Annotated in this window: 12 protein-coding genes; 7 read left to right on the top strand and 5 right to left on the bottom strand. The window is 55.3% G+C overall.

Features of this window, described 5'->3' with window-relative positions; all coding sequences use genetic code 11:
* Nucleotides 1-13 precede the first annotated feature (13 nt).
* The 6 genes from NHH03_RS15255 (at nt 14) to NHH03_RS15230 (ending at nt 7,020) form a co-directional block, all read left to right on the top strand.
* The gene (locus tag NHH03_RS15255) at nt 14-1,261 is read left to right on the top strand and encodes an efflux RND transporter periplasmic adaptor subunit (protein WP_253157559.1); all 1,248 of its coding nucleotides are present in this window, start codon (nt 14-16) and stop codon (nt 1,259-1,261) included.
* 88 nt (nt 1,262-1,349) lie between these two features.
* Complete coding sequence (locus NHH03_RS15250; RefSeq protein ID WP_253157557.1) at nt 1,350-4,433, top strand: efflux RND transporter permease subunit; 3,084 nt, start codon at nt 1,350-1,352, stop codon at nt 4,431-4,433.
* Nucleotides 4,434-4,440: 7 nt separating this feature from the next.
* Nucleotides 4,441-4,992, top strand: coding sequence for a hypothetical protein (locus NHH03_RS28190; RefSeq protein ID WP_253157556.1), 552 nt, complete (start codon nt 4,441-4,443; stop codon nt 4,990-4,992).
* A complete protein-coding gene (locus tag NHH03_RS15240) occupies nt 4,890-5,783 on the top strand; it encodes a V-type ATP synthase subunit B (protein WP_253157760.1) in 894 nt (297 codons plus the stop codon). The genes NHH03_RS28190 and NHH03_RS15240 overlap by 103 nt, the downstream gene beginning before the upstream one ends.
* A 117-nt stretch (nt 5,784-5,900) precedes the next feature.
* A complete protein-coding gene (locus NHH03_RS15235) occupies nt 5,901-6,776 on the top strand; it encodes a hypothetical protein (RefSeq protein ID WP_253157553.1) in 876 nt (291 codons plus the stop codon).
* Between the two features lie 55 nt (nt 6,777-6,831).
* Nucleotides 6,832-7,020: a glycogen/starch/alpha-glucan phosphorylase gene (locus NHH03_RS15230; RefSeq protein WP_253157551.1), complete on the top strand. Its 189-nt coding sequence runs from the start codon at nt 6,832-6,834 to the stop codon at nt 7,018-7,020.
* Nucleotides 7,021-7,254: 234 nt separating this feature from the next.
* Here the strand turns inward: NHH03_RS15230 and NHH03_RS15225 are convergent, their stop codons facing one another.
* Nucleotides 7,255-7,560 (bottom strand): cation transporter, encoded by a 306-nt coding sequence (locus tag NHH03_RS15225; RefSeq protein ID WP_390895573.1) that lies wholly within the window; start codon nt 7,558-7,560, stop codon nt 7,255-7,257.
* Between the two features lie 299 nt (nt 7,561-7,859).
* On the bottom strand, nt 7,860-8,642 hold the full coding sequence (locus tag NHH03_RS15220; protein ID WP_253157546.1) for a carbohydrate-binding family 9-like protein: 783 nt from the start codon (nt 8,640-8,642) through the stop codon (nt 7,860-7,862).
* Between the two features lie 278 nt (nt 8,643-8,920).
* Here NHH03_RS15220 and NHH03_RS15215 point away from each other — a divergent pair, with 278 nt between their 5' ends.
* Complete coding sequence (locus NHH03_RS15215; RefSeq protein WP_253157543.1) at nt 8,921-9,709, top strand: lysophospholipid acyltransferase family protein; 789 nt, start codon at nt 8,921-8,923, stop codon at nt 9,707-9,709.
* A gap of 76 nt (nt 9,710-9,785) precedes the next feature.
* Here the strand turns inward: NHH03_RS15215 and NHH03_RS15210 are convergent, their stop codons facing one another.
* The 3 genes from NHH03_RS15210 to NHH03_RS15200 form a co-directional block, all read right to left on the bottom strand.
* The gene (locus NHH03_RS15210; protein WP_253157540.1) at nt 9,786-12,947 is read right to left on the bottom strand and encodes a PVC-type heme-binding CxxCH protein; all 3,162 of its coding nucleotides are present in this window, start codon (nt 12,945-12,947) and stop codon (nt 9,786-9,788) included.
* Nucleotides 12,948-13,072: 125 nt separating this feature from the next.
* Nucleotides 13,073-14,716: a family 43 glycosylhydrolase gene (locus NHH03_RS15205; protein WP_253157537.1), complete on the bottom strand. Its 1,644-nt coding sequence runs from the start codon at nt 14,714-14,716 to the stop codon at nt 13,073-13,075.
* A 171-nt stretch (nt 14,717-14,887) separates the two neighbouring features.
* Nucleotides 14,888-16,120 (bottom strand): DJ-1/PfpI family protein, encoded by a 1,233-nt coding sequence (locus NHH03_RS15200; RefSeq protein ID WP_253157535.1) that lies wholly within the window; start codon nt 16,118-16,120, stop codon nt 14,888-14,890.
* Between the last annotated feature and the right edge of the window lie 43 nt (nt 16,121-16,163).

Below are 16,163 nucleotides of genomic sequence, written 5' to 3'. Positions count from 1 at the left end.
GAGCGCATTTCCAATGAGTAAGAAAATTAGATCGCCGTTGGCTGTTGTCGTGTGCGCGGTGTTAATCATTGGGTGCGGCACTCCGCCTGCCGAACCTGATCCGATCCGGCCCGTCCGCGCGATTAAGGTGGGTGACTTGCTGGCGGCCAAGGGGCGGGAGTTCCCAGGGCGCGCCACTGCAAAGGCGGAGGTGGATCTTTCGCTTCAGGTTTCCGGACCGCTTGTTTCGCTGCCTGTTGATGTCGGTTCCACGGTTAAAAAGGGCGACACGATCGCCGCCATCGACCCGCGGGATTTTGAAACGGCTCTTGCCAGCGCGCAAGGCAATCTGGAACGTGCCAAAGCAAACTTGATGGCGATGGAACGCGGTGCTCGTGCCGAGGAGATCGAGCAGTTGAAGGCGGATTTGTCCCAGGCCGAAGCGTCGCTGCGGCAGGCAACCGCCGAGCACGCCCGGACGGTCAAGCTGATGGCCAGCGATGCTGCGTCGCAGTCGGAGTTTGACATCACATTGGCGCGCCAAGAGCGGTGTGTTGCGGAAGTGAAAAGCGCGAAGGAAGCACTCAATATTGGCATGAGCGGAGCTCGTGAGGAGGACTTGGAAGCCAAACGATCAGAGATCCGTGCGCTCGACGCAGCAGTCGCGGCAGCCAAGAACCAATTGGAATACGCGACGCTGGTCGCTCCGTTTGATGGTGAGGTCGCGGCGCGGTTTGTCGATAATTTCCAGACGGTTCAAGCCAAGCAACCGATCATTCGATTGTTGGATGTGTCACGAATTGAGGTCACGGTACAAATCCCAGAAAGCTTGATTGGAATCGTGCCACAGGTGAAGAAGGTTGCTTGCAGGTTCGATGCGATTGCGGGCCAGGAATTTTATGGCACCGTCACCAAGATCGGCCGCGAAGCGTCACAGACGACGCGCACCTATCCAGTGACCGTCGAGATCGAACAGCCCGACGGCGCCAAAATTCTTCCCGGCATGGCGGCGACGGTCCGGAATCATGTGGAGGAAGGTGAACCGTTAGCGTCCGCAGATTTAGTCGTGCCGCTCAGTGCCGTTTTCACCACGGCCGAAGGTTCGCAAACGTACGTCTGGGTGTTTGATGAAGCAAACAAATCAGTCGAGCGTCGCGCCGTGAAAACTGGCGATTTGACGCCCGTGGGGCAACGGATTAGCGAAGGTCTCAAGGCGGGCGAGTTCGTCGTGACGTCCGGCGTAAACACGCTCCGCGAAGGACAGGAAGTGAAGCTGTTGTGAACTTGGAATTTGCCACCACGACCACTACCAAGTGGAACCACCACGAGTTAGCCCCCGCGAGCATTCGCGAAGCAGTAGCGAGACGTCAATGAATCTGGCAGCGATATCGATTGAAAAGCGCGCGATCACCTATTTCGGCATCGCGCTGGTTGTTGCTGGAGGCATCTTTTGTTACTTCCAGCTTGGCCAATTGGAAGATCCTGAATTCTCAATCAAGACGGCGGTCATCACCACCAGCTACCCCGGCGCGAGCGCTGAACAGGTTGAACTGGAGGTCACCGATCGGTTGGAAACCAAGTTGCAGGAGATGGCGGAGTTAAAAAACGTCTACTCCAACTCGCGTCCGGGACTTTCGATCATCAAGGTTGACATTAAAAGCAACTATTGGTCCGAACGCCTGCCGCAGGTTTGGGACGTGTTGCGAAAGAAGGTTTCTGATATCGAACCCGAATTGCCTCCGGGAGCTGGTAAACCAAACGTCGGCGACGATTTCGGCAATGTGTTCGGCTTTCTTCTGGCAGTCAGCAGCGACGGCTATTCCTACGCAGAATTGGAACGCTATGTCAAAGACATGCGCAAAGAATTAAGCGTGATCAAAGGCGTAGCCCGTGTCGATTTTTGGGGAGTGCAGGAAAAACGTATTTACCTGGAGGTTTCCTCGCCGCAACTTGCTGAGTTGAACCTTACGCCTGACCAGATCATCGGCACATTAAAGTCGCAAAACCTGGTCGTGGATGCGGGGCAGGTCGACTACCAATCGCAGCGACTGCGTGTCGCGCCGACGGGCGAGTTTCGTACGCCCGAGGAAATCGGCAACCTGGCGATCACCAGCGTGGTGAACGGAAGCAATGAAATTGTTCGTATCCGCGATTTGGCGACTGTTAAAACCGGTTACGTCGATCCGCCCAGTCACATGCTTCGGCACAACGGACAGCAAGCGATTGCATTGGCAATTGCACCGGCCGCCGGCGAGAATGTGGTGGAAGTCGGGACGCGGGTCGACAGGCGAATCAAAGAGCTATTGGCCGATCTGCCGGTCGGCATCAAGGTCGAACGCATCTCCTGGCAGTCTGACCAAGTGAGCGAGTCGATTCGTGCTTTCATGGTCAGCTTGATCGAAGCGGTTGCAATCGTATTGGCGCTGCTGGCGATCACCATGGGCATTCGGCCTGGCATCATCATTGGCATCAGTGGGTTGGTGTTTCCGATTCTCGGAACCTTCGTCGTGATGGCGATTATGGGTATCGACCTGCATCGAATCTCACTCGGAGCGTTGATCATTGCCATGGGCATGATGGTCGACAACGCCATTGTCGTGACCGACGGCATCATGATCCGTATTTCCCAAGGCATGGATCGCAAACAGGCAGCCATTGAGGCGGCCAGCGGCCCGGCGATACCGCTGTTAGGTGCCACGATTGTGGCGAGCATGGCTTTTTATCCCATTTTCGCTTCGAGTTATGACACCGGAGAATACGCCGGCAGCCTGTTCACGGTCGTTGCTATTTCGCTGCTTCTGAGTTGGGTTTTCTGCCAGACTGTCGGGCCGCTGTTGTGCATCGCCATGTTGCCGGCGGCAAAACAGAATCAAGAAATGTCTGATCCCTACCAGAGCAAGTTTTACAATTTGTTTCGCAAGCTGTTGTCGGTCACCATCCGCTACCGCTTGCTGTTTTTGGGAAGCATGGTCGGTCTGCTCGCTCTTTCTGTGTTCGGTTTCCGTTGGGTGCCAAAACTCTACTTTCCGGATTCAAGCCGCACGCAGGTGATGATCGATTACTGGGCGCCGGAAGGAACGCGAGTGCAGCAAACCAGCGCGAATTTGCAGCGGATTGAAGAGTTTGTCCAGCAGCATGACGCGACGTCGTCGGTTAGCGCCTTCATCGGCAAGGGGCCACCAAGATTTTATCTGCCGGTCAGCGCCGAAGACCCTTACACGTCCTACGCGCAGATCATCGTCAACACGAAATCGTTCGACGGCGTTAATCAATTGGTCGCCGACACGGACAAATGGGTGAAGGAAAATGTTCCCGAGGCGATGGTGCGGGTTCGCAAGTATGCGGTGGGGGCGTTTGATGATTGGAAGATCGAAGCTCGTTTCAGCGGCCCGGCAAATGCCGATCCTGAAACCTTGCGGCGGTTGGCCTCCGAGGGCGCCAACATCCTTCGGGAGTCGCCACTGGCCAAGGAGGTCCGCATCAATTGGCGTGAACGTGTGCAGGCTTTATCACCGCAGTACAACCAAGAACGAGCTCGCTGGGCCGGCGTTTCCCGTGACGACATGGCTCGGGTGATGAAGCGTGCATCGGATGGCGTGATTGTCGGCCAGTACCGGCAGGAGGACGATCTGATTCCCATTGTGGCTCGGAACATGGTGTCCGAACGTGAGCGTGCCGCGGCATCCTTGGACGAACTGCAAATTTCGCCAAGGCTGTCGACACATGCGATTCCCGTTTCGCAGGTGATCGACGGCATCGAAACCACATGGGAAGACCCCATTATTTGGCGTTGGGACCGTCGGCGTGCCATCACGGTGCAATGTTCACCGAATGACGTCACTGCGCCGACGTTGCGCGATGCGGTTGTGGACCAGTTCAATGCAATCGAACTTCCGCCTGGCTACCGTCTGGATTGGGACGGCGAGTATTGGAGTGCCAAGCAGTCGCAGGAAGCATTGGCGCCAGGCATCGTGCCGGCGGTCGTTATCATGCTGTTTATTTTGGTCGCCTTGTTCAATGGTTTCCGCCCGATGCTGCTGTGTATCGGCGTGATTCCCTTTGTGATGATCGGGATTACGAGCGGCTTGCTGATGACTCAAACACCGTTCGGCTTCATCGCGCTGTTGGGCGCCATGAGTCTGTCGGGAATGATGATTAAGAACGTGGTCGTTTTGTTGGACGAAGTGAATTCAAACCTTGGCAAAGGTCTGACGCCCTACAACGCGGTTGTCGAGGCGGCTGTCTCGCGTTTGAACCCTGTCGTGAATGCCGCAGGGACAACCGTGCTTGGCGTGTTGCCGATGCTGCAGGACGTGTTCTGGGTTGCGCTGGCGGTCACCATTTTCTTTGGTCTGATCGTGGGCACGCTGTTAACGATGGTCATGGTTCCGACCTTGTACGCGCTGTTGTACCGAATTCCCTCCGACGGCCAAGAAGTGCCCTCCAATCAATAAGAAGACAATGAATTCTGAATTGCAACAACTGGTTCGCCACACCCGCGTGCACGAAATCGTTGGCGATGTGATTCGTCTGTACGCGTCCGGTGTGGCGCTGGGCGATATGGCGGAAGTTGAAAACACCGATGGTGAGATTTCGTTGGCTCGCGTGATTGGGCTGGATCGGAATCTGGCCAGCCTGCAGGTCTTTGCCGGCGGCAAGGGACTTTCAACGGATGCCACCGTTCAGTTTCTCGGCCGGCCGCTCGACGTGGTCTATTCGCCAAACATTCTGGGCCGCATCTTTCGCGGTTCGGGTGAGCCGATGGACGGCGGTCCCGATCTGTCGGCTGACCCCCACGTGAACGTCAGCGGGCCGACGGTCAATCCGGTCATGCGCGTCATGCCGACCAAAATGATTGAAACTCGCGTTCCAATGATCGACTTGTTCAATTGCCTGGTCGAAAGCCAAAAATTCCGATCTTTTCAGTTGCCGGCGAACCGCACAATGAGCTTCTCGCACGGATCGGTTTCCAAGCCGATGCCGACGTATTGGTTTTCGGAGGACTGGGGCTGATCTTCGACGACTATCACTACTTCCGAACGGCGTTCGAAGAGCACGGCGTGTTTGGGAGGACGGTGATGTATGTGAACCAGGCGTCGGACCCATTGGTCGAGCGGTTACTCGTCCCCGACATGGCACTTGCCGTCGCTGAAAAGTTCGCCGTCGAACAAAACAAACGCGTGCTCGTGCTGCTGACAGATATGACCGCGTATGCCGACGCGATGAAGGAAATCGGCGTCGCACAAGAGCGTATTCCGGCCGTTCGCGGCTACATGGGTGACTTATACACCCAGCTTGCTCAGCGCTACGAAAAAGCCTGTGACTTCAAGGGTGCGGGGTCGGTCACCATTCTGACGGTGACCACGATGCCCGGTGACGATGTCACGCACCCAGTGCCAGACAACACCGGCTATATCACCGAAGGTCAGTTTTATTTGCACGGTGGGATCATTGATCCGTTCGGTTCACTCTCGCGACTGAAGCAACACGTCGTCGGCAAAGCGACAAGCGAAGACCACTCGCAAATCATGAACACGATGATCCGTTTCTATTCCGAAGCGGTCGAAGCACAACGCAAGCAAGCGATGGCGTTCGAGTTGTCTGCATTTGATCAAAAACTGTTGAAATACGGAGCATTGTTCCGCGAGCGATTCATGGACATTCGGGTTTCCATGGGGGTCACCGAAGCACTCGACCTGTGCTGGCAGACATTGGCCGAGTGTTTCCAACCGCAGGAGTTGCTGATGAAACAACAACTCGTCGACAAGTACTTCCCCAAAACCGCTAATGATTCGGTGAATTAGAGTAACGCATCATGGCCAAACTTCGACTAAGCAAAAACTCGCTCCAGCAACAGCAACAGCAATTGAAGCTGTATCAGAAACTGATGCCATCGCTCACTGCGGCAGCAGGAAGTCGAGTTGGCGATCGAAGACGCACAGGCCGAACGGGCATATCTGACGCGATGGTGTCTGTTGTTTGCGCGCAGTCAAGCGATGTTGGAAGACGCGGCGGCTCGTGCCGGTGCGGCCGGTCAGACCCGCGACTGCGACCCCATCTTTGCGATGGAAGCTTGGGCCCCGAGCGAGCATGTCGATGAACTTGCCGCCTATGCAAAACAGCAGGGTTTCATTTTCGAGTGCCGACCGCCGGCCCCTGACGAGAACCCACCGACGCTGATGCGCAACACGCCGCGTGTCGAGGCGGGCGAGGACCTTGTGAATTTTTACATGACGCCGGGCTATTGGACTTGGGATCCGTCGTCGATCATCTTCGTCTCATTCGCCATCTTCTTTGCGATGATTTTGGCTGACGCGGGCTACGCGGCGTTGCTGAGTGTGGGCCTGCTATTGATGTGGCGAAAGCTAGGCCGTCCGACGACTGCAGATGCGCGGTTGACAAAAGCGGCCGACTTGGAGCAAGGGGAACCGGTCACGCAGCAAACGGCGGGACAAAGGTTCCGGCCGATGCTGCTTCTGATTGCGGTGACCTCTCTCGTCTATGGCGTTTTGGTCGGCAGTTATTTCGGTCTCACACCGCCAGCGGATTCCCTGCTCGGCCATCTCCACCTGCTCGACATGACCAACTCACGGATGATGATGGGAGTTTCCGTTCTGGTTGGCGCGTCCCATGTGATGCTGGCCAATGTGATGGATGCTCGACGCTACGCGGACTGGCGCGACGGGTTGGCGTCATGGGGATGGGCTGCCGCGGTTGGCGGTGGAGTGCTCGCTGCCGTGGGCTTCGCGGCCCCGTCGGCTGCCTTTTTGAAAGCGATCGGCGGCGGCGTGGGATGAACCGAGACTCTTTGAGCCCATCCGAGAGGCGCTGTTGGAGAAGGGAGATTTCTTCATGCACCTAGCCGACCTAAGGTCGTACACAGAGGCGCAGGAAAAACTGGGCGTGCTCTACGCCGACACCGAAGCGTGGACGCGAAAGGCAATCATTAACGTCGCGTGTTGCGGAAAGTTTTCGAGTGACCGCACCATCGCTGAATATGCCGCAGAAATCTGGAATGCTGCGCCATGCGTGGTCGATTGAGTTCTAAAAACGCTTGATTGACCGAGACGGTTGGGCGGCATGCTCCCCGATCGACGGTGTCCCTGATCCGGACGGAGGCGTCACGGCGCAAGACAGCGGTCCAACGCATCGCCTGACTCGATGGGCGCCAATCGATCGATTCGGGGAAGTCCGATTCGCCAATGGTAGCGCTGATCGCGGGGGCGGGAAATAGACAGGGCGATTTCTTGTCTCTCCCACTCCCGACGCACGAAACTATTTTTTCGGTTTTGAAGTGAACGTGCCGTATGGGGTCACCATTTTCATTGGCGTTTTGCCAATGCTCTCCATAATTTCCCAAACACCCTTCGGACTTAGCCGAACGTCTTGCTGGGGGACAAGAGTGACAGAGCGTTTTTCGATGCTGCACTGCACTTTGGCAATACCTTTCACACCCTCAAAACGCTTGTTGATTTTCTTCACGCAACCGCCACACATCTCACCCACCGACATCACGATGTTTGATTTTTCAACCTCCGCCGCCTGGGCAGACGAACTGTCGAAGCAAGTGATGGCCAGCATCATCAGTGCAATCACAAGACCAGAACTACGAAACAAGTTTGACATGCAAAATCTCCTTATTGGAAAGGCACCAGGGAATCGCATCACTCAACCACGCACCGGCATCGTGCGCAGCACCGAGCAACGGCAACTAACAGGAAGCTAAAACGTGTGACAATGCCACATCGGATTCATTGACCGCTCTTCTCCGTTGTTCAAACAGCGTCCCCCGCTGGGCCGCCAATCTTTCGGTTGATGAAGAACTCCGCCCTGACTGCAAATGTTTCGAACAGCGGAAACGCCTTGTTCCAGTCGTCCGACTAGTCGGATTCCACAAGCTTGCCGAAGGTCAGCGTGCCGAAGTTTTGCGTATCGTGAAAGCTTGGCCCAACCGGCGCCCAATCCCAGCCCGTGTCCTTTTGATCGTCGTAATCCACTCGGTAGAAGTTGGCTCGCCACTGCGTTCCTTCTTTTGGCGGCACGTTCCGCAGCGGTTCCAAAACGGCGTACGGAATAAAGACCTCGGCACGCCATGCGGTGACGTTCGCCATTGACTTGTTCTGGCCTCCCGTAGCAGACACCTTCTTTTGGATCTTTCTTGCACCATCGTAGTGCCACGGTCGCCAACCAAGAAATTTTCCACCAAGATTCGGAACAAGGATTGGCAATTCGTATCCCAGTGGTGAGATTTCGTACTCGAAGTAAACAGGGTCCTTTGGGTTGGTCCAGAAAAAACACTCAAAGACGTCTTCGTTCCACAGGTCCAGGAAATCTTCCTGCATGGTTGCCGTCAGCGTCTTGTCACTGCCGTCAAATAAGACGTAGATGCCGTTGTCCGAATACAGGATTTTGAATTGAGCTGTGTAATCGAGTTGTCCGTCGCCGCGACGATTCAGCGAAACCCAGTCGCATGTTTCCCAGGCCTTGGCATCTCCTTTGCCGGACACGTCGAAGTCGTCGCACTTTTGCACGATCAGAGAGGGAGGATCCGCTGCCGGTGCAATTCCCGAAAACGCGATCGACACAAGCGTGGCTGCGGCGACAGGAAGCGTAGCGCAAAGTCGTTGAAAATTGCGTCGGATGCATGTGGGCCAAGACGTCATTGGGGGCTCCGTTTGTGTGGGCGTTTACGGTTGCAGGCGAGTGAATGGATGACAGGGACGGTTGCGATGATTTACGTCCTCGCAAACAACCGTCGCAATTCTATCTCAGCGGAGGCGTCTCGCAGCCTGCCGATCATAAATGGAGAAAAAGGCCGCGTGAACTTGCGAGCGACGCCAAGCTCGCAGCGAACAGGAATCATTTACGTCGAATGGCGTGTCCGCTACCATCGCGCCTACGCTGATCGACGGCTTGTAAATTTAACAGACAGAATTGATCGATGGACCTGATCGCTTACCAAGACGACCACTACCTGACACCGACACAAAAGACAAACGGGCTGGAACGGATGATTCCAACCGCGGTGTTCTATTCGAAGTTTTGCGCGAACGTTTTTCGGTCGAGCAGAACGGCCAAGCGAGGCAAATATGATCCGCTAGAATGGAGTCGCAGCAGTTTTCAAGTCATGCAAGCGCTGGAGGCGGTGGGGGTACGGTTTGAGATCGAGGGAATCGAGCACGTTCGTCGGTTAAAGACACCCTGTGTTTTTGTCGGCAATCACATGAGCATGTTGGAAACCATCGTGTTGCCCGCGATCATTCAACCGATTCGCAATGTGACCTTTGTCCTCAAGCAAAGCTTGCTTGATTACCCGTTCTTTGGCCACATCGTTCGATCTCGGGATCCGATTGCGGTTACTCGCGACAACCCGCGATCGGATTTCAAGACGGTCATGACCGAGGGCGTCAAGCGTCTTGAGAGCGGGATCTCGATTGTCGTGTTTCCTCAAACCACGCGCGCATCAACCTTTGATCCGGCGCAATTCAACACGATCGGCGTCAAGCTGGCATCACGTGCCGGAGTGCCGGTGATCCCGCTGGCGTTGCGAACCGATGCCTGGGGAAACGGAAAACTGATCAAGGATCTGGGGCCGATCGATTCCAGCAAGACCGTTCGATTTGCTTTCGGTCCTGCGCTCGATCTCCAAGGTCGCGGGGATCAACAACATCAAGAGGTCATCCGTTTTATCCAGTCCAAGCTGGAGCAATGGGATGCAACCTTCGCGTAGTGGATCTTGCCAAAGATCCCACGCGCACAACAGGAGCCTTCGACAACGATGGGGCGTTTCGTTTGTTGCGTCAGATCTATTTCCGAGTCGTCAGGAACTCAACAAGGTCAGCCAGTTGCTGCGAAGTCAGTTGCTTGTCCAAGCCGGTTGGCATGATGGAAACACTGCTCCGTTTGACTTCTTCGATCTGACCTGTGCCGATTCGAACTTCTTTGTCGGGACCGGTGGCCAGTACGAGTTCCTTGTCGGTCTCACGCTGAATCAGTCCGTTGTAAATTTGTCCATCGAGGGTCAGCACCGTGACGGACTCGTAGTTTTGGACCATCGATGCACTGGGAAAGATCACGGCCTCCAAAAGATCACGACGGTTGCGGATTCGCGCGATGCGAGTCAGGTCGGGTCCCACGCGACCACCCAAGTATCCAATCGCATGACAGGCGGAGCAGGCCGCTTTAGCGCTGTGAAACACTTCCTGACCGCGGCGTGCGTTCCCCGCAGGCAATGACGCTAGAACGCTTTGTAGTTCAGCGCTCTGTTCAGCCGTTTCGGATTCGATCAACGTGTAAAGTTTGCCAGCGTGCTGCTGAACGGATGACGGATAATTCTTTAGGATTCGCTTGAGCGTTTCTAAATCGAGCGCCGACCGCGCTGGTGACCGTTCCAGTGATTCGACCAACGCCAATCCGGCCTGCTCATCGCGCGATCGTCCGAAGGCAGCCAACAACCGATTGATATCCAGCGGACTCACTTTTTCAAACAGTGCCGTCAGCCGTGTCAGTTGCTGGGGATCGAGTTGAGCGTTGGCTAGAATCTCGACAGCCGTCGCACGTGTGTCGACCGGCAGTGAGCCGTCCACTCGTTTCGCAACGAAATCGAATTGATCGGCGTTGATCACGCTGACGCGTTCACGCACCGCCCACAGCGATTCCAGTCTCAGATGATCGGGCCATTTGGGATCGGCGCTGATGTGGACCAGTGCATCCACGATCTGATCCGCTCCGGTCTTTGGGGCGGGAACGTTCCGTAGCACACTGACCACCTCCGCTGCCAGGGTCTGATCGTCGCGGCGCAACAGACTCGCGAGTGGAGACACCCACGACGACGGCAATTCGTTCAGTTTCGATTGCGACATCGCACGCAACACAAGTTGCCTGGCGCCGCTGGGCAGTTGATCGTCAGTCAGGTTTTTTGCCAGTAATTCACGCATCGAATCGGTCACTGCAAAGCGAGACAAACTCGCTTGCAGTGATTTCAATTCCTGGGGTGAGAGCGATTCGAACCCTTGGATTTGCTTGCGAAAGTGGGGAGCCAGTTCCGCGGCCCATTGGGGATGTTGATCAACGATCCAGTCAGCGGTTTCTTTCAGAGTTGCATCGCGGTTGGAAAGCAGTGGCGCGACATCGGCTGCCTGAAGCATGCCACCGTCCATTTGATCCAACGCCATCAAGGCGGCACTCCGCGAGCCAGCGTTTCCGGATGTGAGTTGATCGCGAGTCCCTTTGGCATCGGCAATTTCAATGAGCGCAAAAATCAACGAGTGTTCACTGATGCGATCATTCGCTTGGCCCGCCGCCGCCAGCAAGGCGGGGACCGCAGCCTTGTTGCCGATACGGCCCAGTGCTTCTGCAGCGGCGCGTCGGTTGTGTGCCGATTCGCTTTGCAGAAGTTCGACCAGTTCTTTCCACGCATCCGGATCACGGTGCACGCTAGCGGAATGGATCGCCGCTTGCCGCACGGTCGGATCACGATCGTCAAACGCGATTCTGACGGTGTCGCGCGCCCGCCGGTGATCGATTCGCGTCAACGCCCAGACCGCGCCCAAGCGCGAGGTCTCCGAACGCTTGCCAGATCTCAACACGTCGCTGAGCGGGCCAATTGCAGCGGCGTCACGGTTCGCCAGTTCCTGAATTGCTCGTCGTTGCACCGCCGGTCGTGCATCGTCCAGCAATGCAGCAAGATCCAAAGCGGATAAATCCGACCAATTGAGTTTCAAGCCACGAGGGTCGGCCGCATGCTGCACATCGTCGCGACGTACACGATAGATCGCACCCAGAATGTCTGGCTTTTCCAGTTGCGACGTTGGGCAACAAAGTTTGTACCAGCCGCCCGTGTCGATCACGATCAGGCTTCCGTCAGCATCTTCGATCACGTCGGTGGGGTGGAAGTCGAGGTGATTGGAAACCACGAAATCTTCCATACTGGAATTGAATGTCGCGTCATTCGGCTGAAGAACGTGTCGCGTCACTTTCCGCATATTGAACAGGCATGCAAACAGATTGTTGCGATAATCGCTGCCAAACACGTCCGATTCATACCGTGTTAATCCACAGGGCGCTGCAGCCCCCATGTGCAATAGCGGTGGCATTAGATCACCGGTTCGCTGGTGCCCCATTAAACGGGCTGCATTTTGCGAACCATAGACGCCACCATAGATGGCGTGGATCAATCCATCTCGCAGGCCGGCTTGGGGACGGATCAGAAAGGTTGTTGTGAAGACACGTTCTCCGCCCGGCGTAAATGTGACATCGACCGGGTTTGCCATGCCACCGGTCATCACCGGTTCGATTGCTTTGCTGAGCACGCTTCCTGTATCCGGATCACGTGGCGCATCGGGGCGGCAGCGGAACAGATGAGCGGCTTTGGTAACGAAGGGCGGTTTACCTTCTCGCTCATAAGTTTGCTCGGCAAAGGCTCCTTTGCACCAATAAAACCAGCCGTCCGGTCCCAGGTAGGGGCCATGCAAATCATTGGCGCAGTGAGTCAGTGTCTGTCCCTGCCACCATTCTTCTCGCTGGTCGGCGACACCGTCGTCGTCGGTATCGGTCAACTTCCAGATACTCGGTGGCGCGGCAACATACAGTGATCCGTCGTGCCATAGCGTCCCCTCGGGGAACATCATCCGATCTGCGAATACGGTCGATTTGTCAAACTGCCCATCACCATTGGAATCCTCCAGTCGCACGATACGATGCGTTGGGTTTTTTACCTGTTCCTCGACCGCAGCGTTTGAACCCGACGAGTCGGCGACATAGAGCCGCCCCTGATCGTCGAAGTCGGCACAGATTGGCCGATCAACCAATGGCGGTCCGGCGATCTGCTGAATCGAAAACCCGTCGGGCAATTGGAAATTGTGTTTGCCAAGTTTCACTTCCGCAGCAGAAGCAACAACAGCCATCCCCGCTGTCAGCAGGACTGTCAGCAGAAGTGTCAGCAGTGGTGACGATCGAGCTTCATTCATAATCTGGTTCAAAACTGGCACAGCATGTCCTGCTTAGCGGGGAAATAGAGATGCAAACAAGTTTTCGTTCGGTAGGAGGACAGGCGATTGTCGGTTGCCGGTTCGCAATACAATTTGGATCTGCATCAGTTGAGCGGTCTGGCGACAACACCTTCGTTCGTGATTTTGATCGGTTGGATCAATCCATTTTCGTCGAACGTCATGCGGTCAATACAGGTCACGCGTGAATTTCCGTCCGTTTCATCGAGCGGACGACGATGGTAGACGGCGTAGTAGTCGTTCGAATGGGGAACGTGAATCACGCTGTGGTGACCGGCACCAGTGGCGACGCTGGGGTCCTGCTGGAGCACTTTGGCGATTCGCTTGAACGGCCCGAACGGAGAATCCGCGATGGCGTACGCCACGCTATAGTTCGGCCCCGTCCAGCCGCCTTCTGACCACATGAAATAGTACTTGCCGTTGCGGATGAACATGAACGGGCCTTCGACGTAGCCTTCCGGTGTGATTTCTTTGAAGATGGTTCCGTCGTCCAGCGGAACGAAACCGGTGAAGTCATCATTCAGTTGAGCGATGTTGCAATGTCGCCAACCGCCGTAGATCAGATAGTGCGTGCCATCAGCGTCTTTGAAAACGAACTGGTCGATCGGTTGAGCACCGTTGTGAAACCTGTCGACGAGCGGTTTGCCGAGGTGGTCTTTGAATGGACCGGCAGGGGAATCGGCCACCGCAACGCCGATTCCGCCGACCGTTTGGTCATTCTGGATGTCGTTGGCGCCGAAGAAGAAGTAATACTTTCCGTTCTTCTCAATGATTGACGGTGCCCACATCGCGCGATGCGCCCACTTCACCTCGTCGGCGTCGAGAATTCGCGAGTGTTTCTTCCAATTCACCAAGTCCTTGGACGAAAAACAATCAAAAAAAACCTGCTTGTCATAGGGTGCCGAGTACGTCGGATAGATCCAATAAGTGTCGCCGAAGATGATTCCTTCGGGATCAGCATACCAGCCTTCGAAAACCGGATTGCCGGAAAGCTGCTTTGCATTTGACGACGTACGTTTCTGCTGCAACAGCCACTCCAGGAACTCAGGGTTGTCGTACGTTTTTGTCCATGAATCGTGCCCGGCTTTGGGATAGACCGTCAGCTTGGCGTGCTTCGCGCCCAATCGTTTCAAAGCGTCAATCATCCGCTCGGATTCACTGAGTGGAACGACCAGGTCTTTCCCCCCATGGAACGCCCAGACCGGAAGATTCTTGAGCGTCTCTTTTCGCGACTCCGTCACAAGCAAGGTTTTCAGTGTCTCCCCGCCGCCACAAATCGGCGCAATCGCTGCGAATCGTTCCGGCTCGCTCATCCCAAGGCTCCAAGTCCCGTAGCCACCCATGCTCAGTCCTGTCAGATAGACTCGGTCGACGTCGATGTTGTGGTTCGCGATTACATCGTCCAGCAATCCTGACAGTGTCGAAACGTTCCACGTCTTGTCAGCGGGACATTGAGGCGACACAAGCACCAGTGGAAAGTTGTGACCGTTTTCAACCAACTTTGGCGGGCCGTGAACTTTCACTCGCGATAAGTCGTCGCCGCGTTCGCCCGCACCATGCAGGAACAACATCAGTGGCCACCCTTGCTGCCGATCGGCGTCATAGTCGTTCGGCAGGTGCAGAAGATAATTCAATTCCTGATGCAACGTCACGCTGCGACTGAATCGTTGCGCGGTCTGAGTTTCGCGATTCGGCTGCGTGGATTCCTGTGCACTCGCGTTGGAGCTCATCGCGATTCCACTAATCGCCAGAGCAAGAACCAGATAGCAGCGAGTAATCGCCCATTGGTAGAGACATGCATTCATTGTTGGTCGATCCAGGCGTTGGTGGATTCAGTCATTTCGATTGTCAACGGTTTGTATGGGTACGACCAGTCATTCTCCGACCACTCGGTCCGTTGGTCAGTTCTTCCAATTCTGTAGTCTTTCCAGATACAGATAGGACTCAACAAACTTGCGATGTTCTTTGCTGGTCAATTTTTCAAGCAGTTCAAGCGCAGAAATGTACGACGTCAGATTGCCATTGGACGAGAGGAATTTCCCGTCTTCAACGAAGCTCAATTTGGCGTCGTCTTGCACCTTTAACTTTGGATAGTTTTTTTGCAAGTCATTGCCGCCGCCGATCCAAGTCACGATTTTCCGTCCATCCGCGACACCGGCCTCGCCAAGTAACGATGCGCCAGCACAATTGCTGACTGTGTACCGTGTGTTTTCGTTCTGGCTTCTTACAAACTGTACCAGTCGGCTGTTCTTCACATTTTCGGTCATGTCGTAGGCGCTCGGGACAATCACAATCTCTAATTTCGGTGAGTTGTCGAACGTGTAGTCCGGCAGCATTTTAAGCCCCTCTTCGCTGACGATCACATCGTAGGTTTCCGCGATCGTGATGACGTTGAACAATTGCTTGCCGTCTTCGGAGGGTTTGGCGAAAACATCGATCGGAGCGGTGATGTCGGTTTGTAGCACATCATCGTAAATGATCAGTCCGATCACGGGTAAACCATCGACCAGTGGCTTTGGCGTGAATGCTGCGGTGATACCAGGAGCTTTTACACCGGAATTCAGGGTGTTGGTTTCATTCTTTGGTGCGGGGGGCCGTGGTACCGCGCAGATTTCGAACGTTTCCGTCGTTGGCTTCACCGTCAACGCTGCGTTTGGATCACTCGTTGGCTCCATCATCATGATCGTTTTTGCGTTCGACGGATGTACAATTGTGGCGAGGACACGCGTGCGTTTTTCTTTGTCCGGATTACGCCCGACTTTGTGCAGGATCATCTTGGGTTCAAAAAAGGAGTCACCTGCTTTGAACGTCTTGATCGCTCCTCCTTCGACTTGGAATTCAAACGTGCCTTCGACGACGAATCCACTGACCGGCCCCGGGTGGCGATGCGGTGGACTTTCGGCTAGGGGATCAAGTGTCACCTCGACCAGCGTTGCTGTCGTCTCTTCACCATCAATCTTGCCCTCGTACTTATCTTGCCTCAGCACTTTGACGTTCACTTGAGGCTGTTGAGTGGCCGGTTTCGCGTCGACGTGCTGGGCGGGGGCCAAGCGTGCAGTGGTCGACATCATCGCCATTCCAGCGACCAGCAGCGCGAGAAAGTATTTGTGGCGAAGTGGTTTCGAGGGTTGCATGATGAACTCGCAATTTGATTTGTGTCGCACTTTGGGCACAAGA

Source organism: Stieleria tagensis (assembly GCF_024129865.1).
Lineage (GTDB): Bacteria > Planctomycetota > Planctomycetia > Pirellulales > Pirellulaceae > Stieleria > Stieleria tagensis.
Note: the sequence above shows the minus strand (reverse complement) of the source record. Positions and strands in the feature narration are given on the sequence as shown.